A 17,408-nucleotide genomic window follows, 5' to 3' on the forward strand; every position below is an offset into this window, starting at 1 on the left:
GCAGCGCCGTGCGGCTGCCGCCGGACCCGTCGACGGTCCGGATACCCGGGCCCTGGACGCACCGCGACGTGTCCGCGAACGGCATCCGCCTGCACGTCGCCGAGCTCGGCGACGGCCCGCTGGTGGTGCTGCTGCACGGGTTCCCGGAGTTCTGGTGGTCGTGGCGGCACCAGCTACCCGCGCTCGCCGAAGCCGGGTTCCGGGTGGCGGCGGTCGACCTGCGCGGCTACGGCGACTCCGACAAACCCCCGCGCGGCTACGACGGCTTCACGCTCGCCGGCGACGTTGCGGGGCTGATCAAGGCGCTCGGCGCGGCCAAGGCGCACGTCGTCGGCCACGCGTGGGGCGGGATGCTCGCGTGGACGGTCGCCGCCATGCACCCCCGGCTGGTGCACACCGTCACCGCGGTCTCCGCGCCGCACCCGCTGGCGCTGCGCCGCGCGATCCGCCGGCACCCGCGCCGGCAGGGCCGGGCCAGCGCGCACGTGTTCCGCTCCCAGGTGCCCCTGTACCCCGAGCGCAAGCTGACCGCGCACGGCGGCGCGGAGGTGACCCGGCTGATCTCCGCCTGGGCCGGTCCGAAGTGGACGGTGTCGCCCGAGTTCGACGAGGTGGTCCGGCGCAACCGGGAGGCGATGCTGGTGCCCGGCGTGGCCCACTCCGCGCTGGAGTACCACCGCTGGGCGGTGCGCTCGCAACTGCGCAGCGACGGCCGCCGGTTCGCCGAGGTCGTGGACCGCCGGCTGACCGTGCCGGTGCTGCAACTGCACGGCGCGGACGACCCGGTGATGCTGTCCTCCACCGCGGCCGACTCGGGCCAGTGGGTCGGCCCGAACTCCCGCTACCGGTCCCTGCCCGAGGTGGGGCACTTCCCGCACGAGGAAGCGCCGCACACCACGAGCCGGTTGATCACCGAGTTCCTGCGCGGGGCCGCAGCACAGCGGTGAACAGCAGGAACGTCGCCAGGAACGGCGTCGTCCCGAGTTCCCGCAGCCACCGGCTCGCCGAGTCCGGCGCGAGCCCGCCCGCGCGCACGGCCCGTTCCGCGGTGCGCCGCAGCCCCAGGATCTCGTCGGCCGCCCGGAAGTCCCGGAGCACCGGCGCGGTCACGTGCAGCTCCACGTCGAACCCGGCCCGCTCGGCCAGCCGCGCCACCCCGCGCCCCACGGTCCCGCCCGGCACGACGTGGTCGCACAGGTGGTCCCGCACCGCACGACCCACCCGCACGCTGCCCGGGTCGACGACGATGGTGTCCCAGTCCGGCTGCGCCACCACCGCGATCCCGTCCGGCCGCAGCACCCGCCGCAGCTCGGCGAACACCGCCTCGGGCGACGCGACCCGGTGCAGCACCCGGTCCAGCCGGGCCCGGTCCACCGTCGCGTCGGCCAGCGGCAGCGCCGCCGCGTCCGCGAGGTGCACGTCGACCGCCGGGTACTCCTCGGCACGCTCCCGCGCCGCCGCCACCACCTCCGGGTCGGAGTCGATCCCGATCACCCACTCCGCGCCGGTCGCGGCGAGGTCCACCAGGTCCGCCCCCGGACCGCAGCCGATGTCCACCACGGTGTGCCGCCGCCACACGTCCAACGCGCTGAGCAGCCGTTGCTTGTAGGCCCGCGCGGTGTCGTGCCCGGCCACCGCGTCCCAGTACCCGATCGCGTCCACCCCACCAGCCAAGCAGCGGGTTGTGGAGATCCGGTGATCAGGAGGCGCAGGTTTGCGTGGAGGCCCGGCGGACCTGCGCGGGCGCGTCGGCCACCTCTTTCGCCACCTCCTGCGCGGTGAGCACGAAACCGGTCTCCTGGTCGTCCACGGCCGCGCCGAACACCACGCCCATCACCCGCCCCTGCGGGTCGATCAGCGGGCCGCCGGAATTGCCGCTGCGCACCTTCGCCCGGACCGTGTACACGTCCCGCGTCACGGTCGCCGCGTCGTAGATGTCCGGGCCGCGCAGCATCGGGATGCGTTCCCGGACCCGCGCCTCGGACGCCGTGTACGGCCCGTCCAGCGGGTAGCCGAGCACGATCCCGTCCTCGCCCTGCTCGATCTCGTCGGTGCGGAACACCAGCGGCGCGGCCTCCAGGTCCGGCACGGCCAGGATCGCCACGTCGGTCTGCGGGTCGTAGTGCACGACGGTCGCGTCGAACTGGCCCCGGCCGACCTCCACGGTGACCTCGGTGGTCCCGGCCACGACGTGCGCGTTCGTCATCACCCGTTCCGGCGCGACGACGAAACCGGTGCCCTCCAGCGCCCGCGAGCACGACGGCGCGCGCCCGCGCACCTTGAGCACGCTGGGGCGCAACTGCTGCACGATCGGGTTGGCCGACAGCGCCGGGTCCGGCGGCCCGACCTCCTTGAGCGGCGTCCGGTTGAACGGGTCCATCGCCGCCGGGAAGCCCGACACGTCGAACAGGTTCTGGAGGTCCTGGGACAGCGTGCGCGCGGCCTGCGGCATCGCGCCGTCCACCGTGGACAGGATCACCGACTGGTTCAGCGCCTTGGCCAGCGACGGCAGGCCGGCCACCATGGTCAGCGGCAGCGCGATCATCCACGCCACCACGAAGACCACCGCGCCCTGCACGATCGCGCCCAGCGCGTTGTCCACGCCGCGCAGCGGGGTGGAGTTGACCTTGGGCTTGATGGTCCGCCCGACGTACACGCCCAGCGTCTCGCCGAGCGCCACCAGCAGCACCACGATCCCGACCGCGAACACGACCTTGGTGACGACGTTCTCGAACTGGGCGACCACCAGCGGGGCCAACTGCGTGCCGAGGACCAGACCGATCAGCACCCCGACGAACGCGGGCAGCGCGACGACCATGCCCTGCCGGGCCCCCGAGACCGCGGCGAAGGCGGCCAGCGCCAGGACAAGCAGGTCAACCCAGTTCACGCAGCCCAACCCTCCGTCACGTAGCGCGCAACGCTAGCTCAAGGTCGCGCACGTCGGCCCGGTCCCACGGTTGTTCCCAGCCGCCCAGCGCGAGCAGCCCGTCGACCAGGCCGGCGGTGAACCCCCACACCAACATGCCAGGCGCGGAGAACGCGGGTCCGGAGTAGCCGGACGGGTGGGCGACCCGGAACCGGTTGGCCGGATCGGCCAGGTGCGCGATCGGCACCCGGGCCACGGCGGCGGTCTCGTTGAAGTCGACCGGCGCGACCGGGGACGGCTCGTCCCAGTGCGCGAGCACGGGCGTGACCACGTACTTCGACACCGGCACGTACAGCTCGGGCAACTGGGCCACCGGCCGCACGCCGGACCGCAGCACGCCGGTCTCCTCGAACGCCTCGCGCAGCGCCGTGTCCACCGGTCCGTCGTCGGTCGGGTCGGCCGCGCCGCCGGGGAACGCCACCTGGCCCGGGTGCGAGCCCAGGGTGTCCGAGCGGCGCAGCAGCAGCACGTCGGGACCGTTCGGGCCCTCGCCGAACAGCATCAGCACGGCCGCCGCGCGCCCCGTGCCGGCGGGTGGCGGGGAGATCCTGGTGAACGTGCGGGCGTCGATCCCGTCGGTGGCCTCGACCAGCCCGCGCATCCACCCGGGGACGTCGTCCGAGCTCACCAGCGCGCTCATCCGACCACCTCGCGCACCTGCTCGACGCTGGTCAGGACGGGGTACCGGGTGACCTCGGTCAGCGCGCCGTCCGCGCCGACGACGAAGGTCACCGGCATCCCCGGCCGGGGGCGCACGGCCTCGCGCACCGCGTCCTCCCCGCTGAACACGGCCGGCAGCCGCACCCCGAGCTTCGCCAGCAGTTCCAGCCCGTCCCCCTCCTTACTCTCCACCAGCACGGTCACCACCGGGACCGCGCCCGGCTCCCGCGCGTACGCGTCGAGCACCCGCAGCTCTCCTTGACAGGGAAGGCACCAGGTGGCCCAGAAGTTCACCACCGCCGGACCCGACAGGGCGGTCGCGGCGTCGACCTCGGAGCCGTCGCCCAGGCACCGCGCGGTCACCCCGCGCAGCACGGCCGGCCCGCCCTGCCCGGTCGCACCGGACGCACCGGCCTGCCCGGCCGGTCCCGCCGGGCACGGTCGCAGCGCGGCCCGCTCGCGCAGCGGACCCAGGTCCTGCGCGGGCCGTCCGGGGGGCGGACCGCTCCCCGACGGCTCGGGGTCCGGCGTGCGGGGCCACAGGGCCACCACCCCGGCCACCGCGAGCACCAGGACGACGGCGGCCCACCGAGCTCCCCGGCTCACGCCAGCTTCTCCCCCGCCCGCACCCGCTCGGCCAGCGCGATCAGGTGCGGGGCCTCCTCGCCCTTGACCAGCTTCTCGGCCTTGGCCGGGTCGACCTGGCCGAGGCCGTAGGACGGGCACTGCGGGGCCAGCAGGCACGCGCCACAAGCGGGCGTGCGGGCGTGGCAGACGCGCCGGCCGTGGAAGATCGTGCGGTGCGACAGGAGCGTCCAGTCCTTGCGCTCGATCAGCGCGCCGATGGCGTGCTCGACCTTGACCGGGTCCTCCTCCTCGGTCCAGCCCCAGCGGCGCACCAGCCGGCCGAAGTGGGTGTCGACCGTGATCCCGGGCACGCCGAACGCGTCGCCGAGCACCACGTTCGCCGTCTTGCGGCCGACGCCGGGCAGGGTGACCAGCTCGGCCAGCGTGCCGGGCACCTCGCCGCCGAACCGCTCGACCAGGGCCGAGCCGAGGCCGATCAGCGAGGTGGCCTTGTTCCGGTAGAAGCCGGTGGAGTGGATGAGCTCCTCCAGCTCGGCGCGGTCCGCCGAGGCGTAGTCGGCGGCCTTCCGGTAGCGCCGGAACAGCGCCGGGGTCACCATGTTGACCCGGACGTCGGTGGTCTGCGCGGAGAGCACCACGGCGACCAGCAGTTCCAGCGGGGTGGTGAAGTCCAGCTCGCAGTGCGCGTCGGGGTAGCCCAGGTCCAGCACGCGGACCATCCGGCGGGCGCGCCTCGTGCGGCCGAGCGGGGTCTCCGGTTTCTTGATCGTGCTGCGAGCCATGGTGAGAAGGTTACTGCCCCCCACCGACACGCCCGGTTGACCGCGCGGTATCCGGGATACCCGGAGAACGTGCGCAACCACCGGGTGGTGACGCACGTCCCCCTACGAGACGACCTCGAAGCGGACAAGAGACCCCTCGGATGCGCGTCCACGGGGGATGCGCAAGGATCGGAGCCATCATGACTGCCTGGTTCGTCATCGCCGTTCCGATCGTGATCATGTTCTTCGCGCTCTTCATGGAGCGCGTGGAAGCTCGTCTGCGCCACGTCGCCGTCCAGGAGGACGAGGTCGAGGAGTTCCTGGAGTCGGTGCGCCCCGACGAGGTCAGGGCGCTCTACGGGCACGGCATCGGCCGCGCGCTGGAGCTGTTCCGGCTGCGCAGGCTGGGCGGTCGTGCCAGGAACCTCCGCCAGCGGCGCACCCGCCGCTAGCGGGACAAGCGAACCGGCGAGGCCCGCGGGGTCACCCCCGGTGGGCCTTTTCGGGCTGTCCGGGCGCTGTGCGGCGGCGCGCCGAAAGGCGATCCACCACACAGCGCCTAGACTGCACTCAGTGATCGACGGCAGGCGCTGATCCGCCAGAAGGCGGAACGCGCTCGACCAGCCGTCGCGTCTCGACAGGAGGGACGAGGTGGACGAGACCCTGGCCCGCGCGGGCATTTTCCAGGGGGTTGAACAGGCCGCAGCGGAGGCGCTGGCGCAGACGCTGGAGTCCGTTGAATTCCCGCGCGGCCACGTGATCTTCGCGGAAGGCGAGCCGGGCGACCGGCTCTACATCATCCAGTCCGGGAAGGTGAAGATCGGCCGCAAGTCGCCGGACGGTCGGGAGAACCTGTTGGGGATCTTCGGGCCCTCCGACATGTTCGGCGAGCTGTCGATCTTCGACCCCGGTCCGCGCACGTCCACCGCCACCACCGTGACCGAGGTGCGCGCGGTGAGCATGGACCGACCGGCACTGCGGCAGTGGATCACCAACCGGCCGGAGATCGCGGAGCAGTTGTTGCGGGCGCTGGCCCGGCGGTTGCGCCGGACGAACTCCATGCTGGCCGACCTGATCTTCACCGACGTGCCCGGCCGCGTCGCCAAGGCGTTGTTGCAGCTCGCGCAGCGCTTCGGCAGCCAGGAGGCCGGTCTGCTGAGGGTCACCCACGACCTGACGCAGGAGGAGATCGCCCAGTTCGTGGGCGCGTCGCGGGAAACGGTGAACAAGGCCCTGGCCGACTTCGCCCACCGGGGCTGGCTGCGGCTGGAAGGCAAGAGCGTGCTGATCCTCGACCCGGAGCGCCTGGCGCGCCGGGCCCGGTAGGTCCTCGGACCCGCACCGGAGGACGTTCTCGTACAACAAGACCGGGCGCCGCCCCCGACGCGGCGCACCGGTCTTGTTGTGTGCGCGGCCCATCCCCCGACAGACCGCGCTTCTCCACACCTCCGACGCCCGCAGGCCCCGACCCTCTGGCGCCGGAAGGAGGCTTGGTTACCCCGCCTGACCTCGGTGGAAACGATCCTGCGGTGGTACTGCCCACGATCGCACGCCACCCACCACCCAACTCAAGCCCGTTCACCCTCAAGGACCTTCTGTACAGCGCTTTCGTTGCGTGGTTTCACCCGGTCATCCCATTGTTGTGACCGAATCGCAACTCAACGCCACCTGGTGACGGACCACACCGGCGAAAACACTGGTACGCGCGTACCAGTATCGTGCACACTGGTACGCATGTCCCAGTCCGCCCGCCTGTCCGACTACCGCGCCGCCCTGACCACGCCGGGCATGCGCGGCCCGGTGGTCGCGTCGCTGCTCGCCCGGCTGCCCATCGCCATGGTCGGCCTCTCCCTGCTGCTCTACGTCAAGCTGGAGACGGGCTCGTTCGCCGCGGCCGGTCTGGTGTCGGCCGCGTCGCTGATCGGCGTGGCGGTGGGCTCGATCGTGCAGGGCCGGCTGATGGACCGCTACGGCCCCACCCGCCCGCTGCTCGGCGCGGTGTCGCTGTTCACCCTGTTCGTCACGCTCGCCGTGCTCGCCGTCGAGAGCCGGGCCCCGCTCGGGCTGCTGGTGCCGGTGGCGTTCGCGGTCGGCCTGAACGAACCGATGGTCGGCTCCGCGTCGCGGGCCCTCTGGGCGCACATGGTGCCCGCCGGCTCGGTCCGCCTCGCCGGCTACGCCTACGAGGCGATCAGCATGGAGGTGTTCTTCATCCTCGGCCCCGGCCTGGCCGGTGTGCTGGTCACCGCCCCGTGGGCGGGCACCGGCGTGGTGATCGGCGCGGGCTCGATGGTGGTCGGCGCGCTGTGGTTCGCGCTGAACCCCACGGTCCGGAGGGTGAAGCCGGAGAAGACCACCCGCAACCTGCTGGGCGCGCTCGCCTCGCCGGGCATGCGCACGGTGGCGCTGGCCGCGCTGGGCTTCGGCGTGACCATCGGGTTCATCGAGGTCGCCGTTCCGGCGGCGGCCGAGGAAGCGGGCCACTTCGGCCTCGGCGGGCTGCTGCTGAGCCTCTGGTCGGTCAGCTCGGTGCTGTTCGGCGTGCTGTACGCGATGAAGCCGTTCCCCAAGGCCATGCACCTGCGGCTGCCGGTGCTGCTCGGCGGGTTCGCGCTGCTGTCCCTGCTGCTGGCGATCCCGACCACGCTGATCGGCCTGGGTCTGGCGCTGCTGGTGGTCGGCACCCTGATCACGCCCCAGGCCACCTCGCACTCGGCCGCCATCGAGCAGGTCGCCCCGGCGGGCACCGCCACCGAGGCGTTCGGCTGGGTGATCACCGCGGTCACCGTGGGCCTGGCCTTCGGCCAGTTCTTCAGCGGCCTGCTGGTCGAGAGCGGCGGCACGAGCGCCGCGTTCATCGCCGCCGCCGGGGCCGGTCTGGCGATCGCCGCGCTGGTCTGGGCGTTCCGCGGGACGATCGCCGCCGGCGTGCCCCCGCGCCAGGACGAGGTGGAGCTGGTCTCGCGCTGAGCCCGCTCCCGGCCTCGGCGGCGATGTGCCCTCATTCGCCCTCTGACCTGCGCTTGTCGTGGGATTGTCGGTGCTCGTCGTTACCGTCCGCGCCATGGATCTCACCGCGACCACCGCCGACCTCGCCGCCGCCGCGACCGAGGTGGCCCGCCTCCTGCCGACCAGGGTGTTCGACCCCGTGCTGGCCGGGCTGGTGCTGCGCGCGAACCGGGACGGCGTCGAGCTGGTGGGCAGCGACCGGGAGCACGCGGTCCGGCTCAACCGGCCAGCGACCGTGCACGAGGACGGCGCGGTCCTGGTGCCCGCCCGGCCCCTGGCGGACACCCTGCGCGGTGTGGAGGACGACCAGGTCCGCCTGGTCGTGGAGGGGTCCAGGCTGGCCGTGCGCACGAGCGCGGCCCGGTTCGCCCTGCCGGTGCTCGACCTCGCCTCCCACCCCGGCGTGCCACCGCTGCCCCCGGTGGCCGGCCGGATGCCGTCCGACGTGCTGACCGCCGCGCTGACCCCGGTGGCCGGCGCGACCTCGAAGGACGACGCACTGCCGATCTTCACCGGCGTCCGGATGCTCGCCGTCGGCGACCACCTGGAGCTGATCGCCACGGACCGTTACCGAATGGCCTTCGCGACCGTCCCCTGGTCGGCTGAAGGTTCCCTGAACGTCCTAGCCCCCGCCGCTCTAATGGCTGACGTCTCGCGCCTCCCGCAGCACACTGTCGTGACCATCCACGCGGACGAAGACCGCATCGCCCTTTCGTGGCCGGGCGGCAGTGTCAGCACCACCCTCCTGGCCGCACCCTTTCCCGACGACAGAGCCCGCAAACTGCTGGAGGCGATCATCGACAGCACTGTGGTGGTGGAGGCGGATGCCCTGGCGGGAGCCGTCCGCCGGGCGACTCCGTACTCGGGCCCGCACGGTTCCGTGACGTTGCAGGTCGAGGACAGCGAGCTGCGCGTGCGCGGCAGCGACCCGCAGACCGGCGAATCCGAGGAGTCGGTCAAGGCCACCATCGAAGGCAACCGCGTCACCAAGACGTTCCAGGCCAGGTACCTGGCCGACGCCCTCCGGGCGTTCAGCGGCAGGCGGGTGGAGCTCCGCATCCAGGACGGCCTGCGCTCGACCGTGCTCACCTCACAACCCGGAGAGGACGGTGTCGAGCTGAAGTACCTGGTGGTCCCCCTGCGCACGGTCGCCTAGCCCCAGGCCCGAGTCGGCACCTCCGCAGCCGACCCGATCCGGGTGCAGGTCGCACGGCCCACTCCGCAGGGCCACGCACGCCCCGCCCGGCACACCGGGCACCACGCGCGCAGCGGGACCGCCCCACAACCGAACACGACACAACCGAACACGACACGGCCGAGCCCGACGACGGCCGAGCCCGACACGGCAGGCTGGGACACGACCGCTCACGCACCACCGACGCGGCACGCCCCAGCCCGCCACGGGCACCGGCTGGCTTGGCTCAGGCCGAGCCCCACTCCCACATCGCGTCCAGCACTCCGCGCAGACGTTCGCCGCGCGGGGTGAGCGAGTAGTGCACGCGGGCCGGCCAGCCCGGCGTGCGCACCCGCTCTGCCACGCCGTGCGCCACGAGCTGCGCCAACCGGTCGGCCAGCACCTTGTCCGACAGCGCCAGCGCCGCCGCCAACTCGCCGTAGCTCCGCACCCCGCCGAGCAGCTCCCGCACCACCAGCGTCGTCCACCGCCCGCGCAACGCGGCCAGCGTGACCTCCACCGGGCAGTCCGGCGAGGGCCGGTCGACCAGCAGGTGGTCACTCACCGTTTGGTTGGTCACGAATCCCCCTCCTACCGTCCCCGACATGCCCGCTCCGACACCCGAAGACCTCCCCGCCCTGTTCGCGAAGCTGTTCAACGAGGGTGACCCGTCCAGCCTCCACGAACCCGGCGCGCACCCGCCCGAGCTCGCCGGCCACCTCTCCGCCGACGCGACCATGCACGTCACCCCGCGCAAAGTCCTCACCAACGGCGACATCGCCCTCCTGGTGGTGGACTGGCGACTCGGCGACGAGCACGGCACCGCCGTCGACGTGGCCCGCCGAGGTCCGGACGGCTGGCGGTACGTGATCGACAACCCGTCAGGACTCGGCTAGGTAGTCCAGTTGCGCGCGCACCGACCACTCGGCGGCCTGCCACAGCGAGCGGTCGACGTCCGCGTAGACCAGCTCCACCACCTGTCGCGCCGTCGGCGACCCGCCGAGTTCCACCACCGCCGCGCGCACCTGGGCCAACCGCTGCTCGCGGTGCGCCAGGTACTGCCGCGCGACGGTCCCGACGTCCGCGAGCTCGGGCCCGTGACCGGGCAGGGCGATCGTGCCCGGCGGCAGGTCGGCGAGCACGTCCAGCGACGCCAGGTAGTCCCGGAGGCTCCCGTCCAGGACGGTGGTCCCCCGGCCGAGCACGGTGTCCCCCGTCAGCACCGCGTTCTCCACCAGGAAGCACACCGAGTCGTCGGTGTGCCCCGGTGTGGCCAGCACCCGGATCTCCAGCCCGCCGGCCCGCACGACGTCCCCGCCGGCCAGCCCCTCGGTGCCCAGCTCCGGGTTCCGGGCCCGGACGGGCGCACCGACCAGCGCACCGAACTCGGCCGCGCCTTCGGAGTGGTCGTGGTGGCCGTGCGTGAGCAGCACGACGTCGACCGGCCCGTGCGCGGCGACCCGCGCCAGGTGCTCCCGGTCCAGCGGTCCCGGGTCGACCACCGCGCAGGACGCCGACCTCGGCGCGCGCAGCAGCCAGGTGTTGGTGCCCTCCAGCGTCATCACCGAGGGGTTCTCCGCGAGCACGACCGACGCGAACGGCGTGACCTCGCGCAACTGCCCGTAGGCCGGGTTCACGGCACGATCACCCGGATCGCGTCCCCGTCCCGCACCAGCTTGGGCACGATCTTCTCCACCGCGCGCGGTGCGTTCAGCACGTCCGACACCCCCGAGTACTCGGCCAGCTCCGTCAACGTCACCCACGTGGGCGGCATCAGCGTCCGCCGCCCCTGCTGCCAATCCTGCAACGCTTCCAGCGGCGTCTGCCAGACCGCGTCCGAAGCTTCCGTGGTCCACCCGTCGGCCCGCTGGCCCACCGGCAGCACGGCCACGAAGAACCGCGTGTCGTAGCGCCGGGGCTCCTCGACGGGCGTCACCCAGTTCGTCCACGGTCGCAGCAGGTCGGCGCGCAGCGCCAACCCCTCGTCCGCCAGGAACCGGGCGAAGGACAGCTCACGCGCCACCAGCGCCCGGCGCGCGTCGCGGTACGAGGTGGTGTCGGCGACGACGGAGTCGGCGGACGTCCCGGCCAGCAGCACGCCGGACTCCTCGAACGTCTCCCGCACCGCCGCGCACACCAGCGCGCGGGCCAGCTCCTCGGACACCGCGAACCGCTCGGCCCACCACCCGGGCGACGGTCCGCTCCACGCCACGGACGCGTCCCCGTCGCGCGGGTCGACCCCGCCGCCGGGGAAGACCGTCATCCCGCCCGCGAACGCCATGCCCCGCACCCGCCGCTGGAGGAACACCTCCAGGCCGGCTTCGCCGTCGCGCAGCAGCATCACGGTGGCGGCGTCCCGAGGGGTCACCGGCACCGCCGGGACGACGTCGGGCAGCATGCCGGGCGGCAGAACCAGTTCCTCGGGGAGTTCGCGCACGGTCCCGAGCCTACGACGAGGATCATCTCCCGTGGACACCACGACAAGAGGCTGCCTGGTCAAGGTGCTGCTGTTCGTCCTGGGCGCGATGGTCGGGACGGGGATGACCGCCGTGCTCGCGGTGGTCCTGCTCCTGCCGTCGACCGAGACGGTCGGCGCGGACCCGGGCACACCGGGCGTGTGGGTGAAGAAGCGCGAGAGCCTGCTGGGCACCGCCGACTACCAGGTGTGGGTGGGGCAGGACGAGGACCGGGGGCACGTGGTCGAGATCCCGCCCGGCTGGGACCACACCCCCGAGGTGGTGCGCGGTGGCGACGGCGTAGAGCTCGCGTTCGACAACGGCGGCCGGATCTTCGTTCCCGAGTCGGCCTATCGCGGCGGCCGGTGACGGTGTGGTGGACGTGACAGCATGGAACGCGTGGACGAGCAGCTACGCGTAGGACTTGTCGGAGCCGGACCGTGGGCGCACCGGGTGCACGCCCCCGGCCTGGCGGACCACCCCGGGACGCGGCTGACCGCCGTCTGGGCCCGCCGCCCCGAAGCCGCCGCAGAGCTGGCCGACGCCTACGGCGCGACGGTCGCCACGTCCCCGGACGACCTCCTGTCCACTGTGGACGCCGTCGCCTTCGCCGTGCCGCCGGGAATCCAGGCCGAGATCGCGACGAAAGCAGCCCTGCTGGGCAAGCACGTGATCCTGGAGAAGCCCATCGCGTCCACGGTCGACGACGCCGAACGCCTGGCCGACGCGGTCACCCAGGCCGGCGTGGCCTCGTTGGTGGTGTTGACCAAGCGCTTCGCCCCGGAGACCGAGGAGCAGTTGACCCAACTGCGCGCCGTCGGCGGCTGGGTGGGCGGCAACGCGCGGTGGCTGACCGGAGCGCTGTTGGACGGCCCGTACTCGCACTCGCCGTGGCGGCACGAACGCGGACCACTGGACGACATCGGCCCGCACGCGTTCGACCTGCTCGATGCGGCCCTGGGCACGATCACCGACGTCATCGCGGCGGACCGCTCGGACGCGGGACTGTGGCAGTTCGTGTTCGCGCACGAGGGCGGGGCGACGAGTAGCGCGACGCTGACCATGAACGTGCCGCTGAACCCGGCCATCTCCGAGGTGAGTGTGTTCGGGAAGCACGGGTACCGGGTGTTGGCGGATCGGGGGACGACGGCGCAGCAGTGCTACACGAACCTGCTGGACGATTTCGTCGCGATGGTCCACAGCGGAACCACGACGCACCGGTGCGACGTGCGCCGGGGCTTGCACTTGCAGCGAATCCTCGACCAGGCAAGGCAGCGGGCAGAAGCGTAGGGACTGAAAGGCGCGCCAGCCCCCGCCCCCCGCCGCCGCCATTGCCCTAGGCCTCGGCCCCGATCCCTCGGCCGCCGGGTGCCTGCCGTCAGGTGCCTGCCGCCGGTCGCCATCGGGCAGTCAGCGGTGCCCGAACTTTCAGGCAGCCTGCCTGAAGATTCACGATGGCACATCTTTCAGGAAGGATTCCTGAAAGTTAGCGCGACGAGAACACCCCGCCGGTCCGGCCGGAAAGACACTTCGCGGGTGTCAGACCGGGCGCGGTGGCGGGGTGGCGGTGGCGGGGTGTGCGACTCGGGTCGCTCAGCCGGAGTACTTGCCGTTGTTCGGCTTGTGAACACCGTTCACGTATTCCGGCCCGTGCGGCCACGACTGCTGTTCGCGTTGGGCGAGTTCCTCGTGGAGCTGCTGCAACAACGCCCGCTCCCGGTCGCTGAGTTTCGCGTCCACGGTCGGCGACAACTGCACCGCCGACGGTGCCTGGCCTTCGGCCAACGCCGCTTGCAACGCGGCGAGGTCGTCCGGCCTCAGCTCGGTCGTCACCTCGGCCCGCGACAGCGGGTGCTCCTCGGGGCGCGAGACGCCGAATGGATCGATGTGCGCAGGGCCCGGTTGATCGGTGTGCGCGGTACTCGGTTGATCGGAGTGCGCGATAGCCGGTTGATCGATCTGCGGGACGACAAGCGGATCGGTCGGCAGCTCCTCGCGCGACTCGTCGTGCGACTCGTCTCGCAACTCGTCACGCGACTCTTCGTGCTCATTGTGCGACTCACCGTTGCGGGACCGGCCGTTTCGCTGGCGTGGGTAGTCCTCGTGGAGCTCGGGCTCGTCGTTCCGCGAATCGTTTCGCACGTCGGCACGCAAGTCGGTGTGCGAGTCGGTGTGCGAGTCAGCGCGCGTGTCGTCATGGGAGTCATCGTGGGAGTTGTGACGCGAGCCGTTGCGCGAGTCCGAGCGCGAACCGTTGATCGACACGACAGGCGAGTCCTGGCGCGAGTCGTTCAGCGAGTCCGGTCGGTCGTCGACAGTCGGCTCGGAGGGCGCGCTGTCGAAGCTCGCGTTGACGTTCGAGCCGAACTCGACCCGGATGTCGTGCGAACCGTTGTACGAACTGTCGTGCGAGTCGGCGCGCGAGTCGTTCGGCTCAGCCGACCCGCCCGACCCGCCCGACCCGTCAAGCCCGGCAGGGCCGCCAGGGCCGCCAGGGCCGTCCAAAGACGGCACCGGGTCGGGTGCGGCCTCTCGCACCGGCAGCCGTTTCACGGGCTTCGGCGGGAAGGGCTGGGCACCCTCGAACGGGTCCACGCGCGCACGTCGGGACTTGGAGCCGGCTTCGGGTTCTTCGGGCACCGGTTCCGGCTCGACCACCGGTGCCTCGTCACGGACCTCGCCGTCGAACCAGGTCGCGGCGTCCGGGGGCGGCAACGCGGGGGCTGTCATGGTCTGGAAGAAGACCTCGCGCGCCGTGGTCACGGCCGCCGCGTGGTACTCGTTCAGCGGCACGCCGACGGTCAGCACCTCGACCGCCGCCCGGATGCCGGCTTGGCGCAGCACGGTGTCCACCCGGTACGCCGTCGCCGGCGCGAACCCGGAGGGACCGATGTCCACGAGGACCACCCGCTGCGGCAACGGGCCGGGGGTCGCGCCCGCCGGGCTGGACCGCCACGTCGCCCGCACCGAGCGCACGTCCGGCAGCACCGACGCGGTCTTGCCGATCACCTCGGCCAGGCCGTCCGCCGGGTCCGACTCGACCGTGAACCGGTGTCGCGCCACGGGGACCTGCTCGACCGCGAACAGCTTGTCGGCCAGGCCCCGGTCCGACCGGACCTCGCCCAGCAACCAGCCGATCTCGCGCCGCTCGTCGACCGACACCGGGATGCGCCCGGCCAGCAGCACGCCCACCGCCAGCTCGACCGCGCGGTCGAGCTCGGCGACGGCCAGCAGCTCCCGCGCCTGGGTCAGCGCGTCGTCGTCAACGCGTCCGGCCAGCGCCAACAGGAGGTCGTGTAAACGGACGGGAAGCCCCACTCCGTCGTTCGTCACGCCTGGTCTCCTTCCGGCCCGCGCGGCAGCGACGAGCTCTACACGGGCACCAGGTGCCCGTCGGCCTCGGCTCCGGCGCAAACCAGCTCCGATGCCGCCAACGCCGCCCGGTGGTAGGGCGGCAGGTCATGTCCGGTGGGCAGGACCTCAACGCAGGGGTCGTGCTCGCCGAGCGCCCGCAGCACCCGCTGGAGTTCGCCTGCCAGCCGGGCGGGCTCGGTCGTGGCCGCGACCAGGATGATCCTCCTGGTCGCGTCCCCGCCCTGCCGCCACGTGGTCCGGACTTCGCCGACCCCGAGGCGACCGCGCAGGGTCGCGCCGAGCACTACGGTCGCGGAATCCCCCATCACCACCCGTTCGGGTGATTCCGGGGTGAATGTGTAACCGGGATCGGGCTCGTCGTCCAGTCCCTTGACAGAACTGATCGCGGAAAGATCGGCTCCGTGCGGCACCAGGGCGTCCGCCAGCAGGCGCTGTTCGCGGTCGGTCAACCCGATCCGGTCGTGCAGCAACGTCCGGGGCAACGCCCGCGCGAGCACCGCTACCGCATCCGTGGCGGCCCAGTCGCGGAACCTCCACAGCACGTCGTCCGGCAGCCGGCCGGCGAGTCTCAGCAGCAGCTCGTGCAGGGTGTCGGACATCTCACTCCCCGATTTCGACGATCAGGTCCACCTCGACCGGCGCGCCCAGGGGCAGCTCGCCCACGCCGACCGCCGCACGCGCGTGCTTGCCCGCGTCCCCGAAGATCTCGCCGAGCAGCTCCGACGACCCGTTGATCACGGCCGGCTGCCCGGTGAACCCCTCGGCGGAGGCCACGTACCCGGTCAGCTTCACGATCCGGACCACCGAGTCGAGCCCCACCAGGGCGTCGATCGCGGCCAGCGCGTTCAGCGCGCACGTCCGGGCGTGGCCCTTGGCCTCCTCGGGGCTGACGTCCGCGCCGACCTTGCCGGTGGCGGCGAGCGTCCCCGAGACGAACGGGAGCTGCCCGGAGGTGTACACCAGCGACCCGGTGCGGACCGCCGGGACGTACGCCGCGACGGGGGCCGCGACCTCGGGCAGTTCGACTCCCAGTTCCGCCAGCCGGGACGTCCAGCTCATGCCTTGGATCGCTTCAGGTAGGCCACGTGCTGCTCACCGCTGGGGTTGGGCAGAACGGTCACGAGCTCCCAGCCGTCATCGCCCCACTGGTCCAGGATCGCCTTGGTGGCGTGGATCAGCAGCGGGACGGTGGCGTACTCCCACTTGGTCATGGGGCGCAGCCTAGTCGCACCCGGTGGCCGGGCACCGTGCTGCGGTCCCGCGAGTGGGCGCGAGGGCTCGAACGCCCCTTCTCACGACGCGGGGCGGGACACCCGGGAAGGGTGCCCCGCCGCACGTCAACCAGCTTTCACCACGGACAGGAAGGCCCGGAACGCCCGTGCCTTGAAGATCAGCGTCCCGCCGTCGCGGTTCTTCGTGTCCCGCACGCCGGTGACCGCGTCCGCCACCGCCAGTTCGACGCACTGCGCCGCCGACGCGCTCCGACTGCTCTTGCGCCAGGTCTGCTCGATCATCGGTCTCCTAGTGTGCTCCGAACCGCCTTGATGAAGTCGACGGACTCCGCGGGCGGGAGCGCGACCGCTGCCGCGTCCCGCCACACCCCGTCGAGCGGTTCCACCTCGTGCTGCTCCTCCAGCATGGCAAGACCCGAGATTTCCTCGGTATAGGCCGCACAGGGGGCGTCTTCCTCCGGAAAGTCCAACAGCAGGAGCAACGCGGTCGGTTGCGGCCCGTACGCGCCGACGCCGAACGGCAGCACCTGCACGGTGATGTTCGGCCGGGCCGCCGACTCGACCAGGAAGTCGAGCTGCTCCCGCATGACCTCGGAGCCGCCCACCAGCCGGCGCAACGCGGCCTCGTCGACCAGCGCGTGGAACTCGAACGGCTCCTCGCGGTCGAGCAACTGCCGCCGGGTCGACCGCTCGGCCGCCGCCGTCCGGTCCCAGCCGTCGCCGACGATCAACCGGTGCGACGCGTGCGCGATCGCCTCGGCGTAGGCCGGGGTCTGGAGCATCCCCGGCACGTGCGTGACGTCGAGCGTGCGCTCGCGGTACGCCTCCAGTTCGTCCATGCGGAACCGGCGGTACTTGATCGGCAGGGCGGCGGCGTACTCGACCGTCGCGTTGTCGACGTCCGCGACCTCCCACATCTGGAGCAGGAAGGTCTTCTGCTCCGGTGTCGCCTCCAGCACGTCGAGGATCACGGAGAGGGACGGCCACCGCGCCAGGTGCGTGCCGGCGAGCAATCGGGTGACCGTGGGGCGCGACACCCGGATGCGCTTGGCGATCTCCTCGGGGGTGAGACCGGACTTCTCCTGGAGTTCCCGCACGAATCGGGCCAGCCTGCGCTTCCCGCGGGTAGTGCCGTCTGCCATTCACTTATTCCAATCACCGTGGGCGATGGTCTGTCACGAGACTTCACCCTGCTGAACTCCCAGGCTGTGCACAGTACAGATGTTA

The 17,408-nt window shown here is 72.3% G+C and carries 22 protein-coding genes; 8 read left to right on the forward strand and 14 right to left on the reverse strand.

Translation table 11 applies throughout. The features are described 5' to 3' along the window. The first annotated feature begins 8 nt into the window (after positions 1–8). Positions 9–947: an alpha/beta hydrolase gene (locus AB0G01_RS02485; protein WP_360938845.1), complete on the forward strand. Its 939-nt coding sequence runs from the start codon at positions 9–11 to the stop codon at positions 945–947. On the opposite strand, the gene AB0G01_RS02490 is transcribed toward AB0G01_RS02485, so the two are convergent. From AB0G01_RS02490 to nth, 5 genes are read right to left on the reverse strand one after another with little or no spacing between them, the layout of a single operon-like run. Continuing rightward, complete coding sequence (locus tag AB0G01_RS02490; protein WP_360938847.1) at positions 910–1,674, reverse strand: methyltransferase domain-containing protein; 765 nt, start codon at positions 1,672–1,674, stop codon at positions 910–912. The genes AB0G01_RS02485 and AB0G01_RS02490 overlap by 38 nt on opposite strands. Positions 1,675–1,699: 25 nt before the next feature. After that, positions 1,700–2,887 carry a MarP family serine protease gene (locus tag AB0G01_RS02495; RefSeq protein ID WP_360938849.1) on the reverse strand — a complete coding sequence of 396 codons (1,188 nt, stop codon included), beginning with the start codon at positions 2,885–2,887 and terminating at the stop codon, positions 1,700–1,702. A gap of 16 nt (positions 2,888–2,903) precedes the next feature. Then, positions 2,904–3,566: a CoA pyrophosphatase gene (locus tag AB0G01_RS02500; protein ID WP_360938851.1), complete on the reverse strand. Its 663-nt coding sequence runs from the start codon at positions 3,564–3,566 to the stop codon at positions 2,904–2,906. Next, positions 3,563–4,192 (reverse strand): TlpA disulfide reductase family protein, encoded by a 630-nt coding sequence (locus AB0G01_RS02505; RefSeq protein ID WP_360938853.1) that lies wholly within the window; start codon positions 4,190–4,192, stop codon positions 3,563–3,565. Before AB0G01_RS02505 ends, AB0G01_RS02500 begins: the two co-directional genes overlap by 4 nt. Further along, positions 4,189–4,956 carry an endonuclease III gene (gene nth / locus AB0G01_RS02510; RefSeq protein WP_360938855.1) on the reverse strand — a complete coding sequence of 256 codons (768 nt, stop codon included), beginning with the start codon at positions 4,954–4,956 and terminating at the stop codon, positions 4,189–4,191. Before nth ends, AB0G01_RS02505 begins: the two co-directional genes overlap by 4 nt. Positions 4,957–5,135: 179 nt before the next feature. Between nth and AB0G01_RS02515 the strand changes: the two genes are divergently transcribed. The 4 genes from AB0G01_RS02515 (at position 5,136) to dnaN (ending at position 9,100) form a co-directional block, all read left to right on the forward strand. After that, the gene (locus AB0G01_RS02515) at positions 5,136–5,387 is read left to right on the forward strand and encodes a hypothetical protein (RefSeq protein ID WP_360938857.1); all 252 of its coding nucleotides are present in this window, start codon (positions 5,136–5,138) and stop codon (positions 5,385–5,387) included. A gap of 199 nt (positions 5,388–5,586) precedes the next feature. Further along, positions 5,587–6,261 carry a Crp/Fnr family transcriptional regulator gene (locus tag AB0G01_RS02520; protein ID WP_033441932.1) on the forward strand — a complete coding sequence of 225 codons (675 nt, stop codon included), beginning with the start codon at positions 5,587–5,589 and terminating at the stop codon, positions 6,259–6,261. A gap of 408 nt (positions 6,262–6,669) precedes the next feature. After that, positions 6,670–7,905: an MFS transporter gene (locus AB0G01_RS02525; RefSeq protein WP_360938858.1), complete on the forward strand. Its 1,236-nt coding sequence runs from the start codon at positions 6,670–6,672 to the stop codon at positions 7,903–7,905. A 94-nt stretch (positions 7,906–7,999) separates the two neighbouring features. After that, positions 8,000–9,100 carry a DNA polymerase III subunit beta gene (dnaN, locus tag AB0G01_RS02530; protein WP_360938860.1) on the forward strand — a complete coding sequence of 367 codons (1,101 nt, stop codon included), beginning with the start codon at positions 8,000–8,002 and terminating at the stop codon, positions 9,098–9,100. Between the two features lie 265 nt (positions 9,101–9,365). On the opposite strand, the gene AB0G01_RS02535 is transcribed toward dnaN, so the two are convergent. Then, positions 9,366–9,698 carry a helix-turn-helix domain-containing protein gene (locus tag AB0G01_RS02535; RefSeq protein ID WP_360938862.1) on the reverse strand — a complete coding sequence of 111 codons (333 nt, stop codon included), beginning with the start codon at positions 9,696–9,698 and terminating at the stop codon, positions 9,366–9,368. Between the two features lie 25 nt (positions 9,699–9,723). On the opposite strand from AB0G01_RS02535, the gene AB0G01_RS02540 reads away from it, so the two are divergent. Further along, positions 9,724–10,014 carry a hypothetical protein gene (locus AB0G01_RS02540; RefSeq protein ID WP_360938864.1) on the forward strand — a complete coding sequence of 97 codons (291 nt, stop codon included), beginning with the start codon at positions 9,724–9,726 and terminating at the stop codon, positions 10,012–10,014. Here the strand turns inward: AB0G01_RS02540 and AB0G01_RS02545 are convergent. Both AB0G01_RS02545 and AB0G01_RS02550 read right to left on the reverse strand, forming a co-directional pair. Further along, positions 10,000–10,755, reverse strand: coding sequence for an MBL fold metallo-hydrolase (locus AB0G01_RS02545; RefSeq protein ID WP_360938865.1), 756 nt, complete (start codon positions 10,753–10,755; stop codon positions 10,000–10,002). The two genes, AB0G01_RS02540 and AB0G01_RS02545, sit on opposite strands and share 15 nt — an antisense overlap. Continuing rightward, a complete protein-coding gene (locus tag AB0G01_RS02550) occupies positions 10,752–11,516 on the reverse strand; it encodes an NUDIX hydrolase (RefSeq protein ID WP_360939850.1) in 765 nt (254 codons plus the stop codon). The genes AB0G01_RS02545 and AB0G01_RS02550 overlap by 4 nt, the downstream gene beginning before the upstream one ends. A gap of 70 nt (positions 11,517–11,586) precedes the next feature. Here AB0G01_RS02550 and AB0G01_RS02555 point away from each other — a divergent pair, with 70 nt between their 5' ends. Together AB0G01_RS02555 and AB0G01_RS02560 are read left to right on the forward strand one after the other, a co-directional pair. After that, positions 11,587–11,943 carry a hypothetical protein gene (locus AB0G01_RS02555; RefSeq protein ID WP_360938867.1) on the forward strand — a complete coding sequence of 119 codons (357 nt, stop codon included), beginning with the start codon at positions 11,587–11,589 and terminating at the stop codon, positions 11,941–11,943. 21 nt (positions 11,944–11,964) lie between these two features. Beyond that, on the forward strand, positions 11,965–12,864 hold the full coding sequence (locus tag AB0G01_RS02560; RefSeq protein ID WP_360938869.1) for a Gfo/Idh/MocA family oxidoreductase: 900 nt from the start codon (positions 11,965–11,967) through the stop codon (positions 12,862–12,864). Positions 12,865–13,167: 303 nt separating this feature from the next. Here the strand turns inward: AB0G01_RS02560 and AB0G01_RS02565 are convergent, their stop codons facing one another. The 6 genes from AB0G01_RS02565 to AB0G01_RS02590 all read right to left on the reverse strand — a co-directional run bounded on the left by AB0G01_RS02565 (position 13,168) and on the right by AB0G01_RS02590 (position 17,323). Further along, positions 13,168–14,907, reverse strand: a complete 1,740-nt coding sequence (locus AB0G01_RS02565; RefSeq protein WP_360938871.1) for a hypothetical protein — start codon at positions 14,905–14,907, stop codon at positions 13,168–13,170. A 38-nt stretch (positions 14,908–14,945) separates the two neighbouring features. Next, complete coding sequence (locus tag AB0G01_RS02570) at positions 14,946–15,548, reverse strand: hypothetical protein (RefSeq protein ID WP_360938873.1); 603 nt, start codon at positions 15,546–15,548, stop codon at positions 14,946–14,948. Between the two features lies 1 nt (position 15,549). Further along, a complete protein-coding gene (locus AB0G01_RS02575) occupies positions 15,550–16,008 on the reverse strand; it encodes a RidA family protein (RefSeq protein ID WP_360938875.1) in 459 nt (152 codons plus the stop codon). Then, the gene (locus AB0G01_RS02580) at positions 16,005–16,160 is read right to left on the reverse strand and encodes a hypothetical protein (protein WP_360938877.1); all 156 of its coding nucleotides are present in this window, start codon (positions 16,158–16,160) and stop codon (positions 16,005–16,007) included. Before AB0G01_RS02580 ends, AB0G01_RS02575 begins: the two co-directional genes overlap by 4 nt. 126 nt (positions 16,161–16,286) lie before the next feature. Further along, on the reverse strand, positions 16,287–16,463 hold the full coding sequence (locus AB0G01_RS02585; protein ID WP_360938879.1) for a DUF397 domain-containing protein: 177 nt from the start codon (positions 16,461–16,463) through the stop codon (positions 16,287–16,289). Continuing rightward, positions 16,460–17,323 carry a helix-turn-helix transcriptional regulator gene (locus AB0G01_RS02590; protein ID WP_360938881.1) on the reverse strand — a complete coding sequence of 288 codons (864 nt, stop codon included), beginning with the start codon at positions 17,321–17,323 and terminating at the stop codon, positions 16,460–16,462. The genes AB0G01_RS02585 and AB0G01_RS02590 overlap by 4 nt, the downstream gene beginning before the upstream one ends. Positions 17,324–17,408 lie beyond the last annotated feature (85 nt).

Origin of the sequence: Actinosynnema sp. NPDC023587 (genome assembly GCF_040640215.1) — a bacterium.
Classification (GTDB): Bacteria; Actinomycetota; Actinomycetes; order Mycobacteriales; family Pseudonocardiaceae; genus Actinosynnema.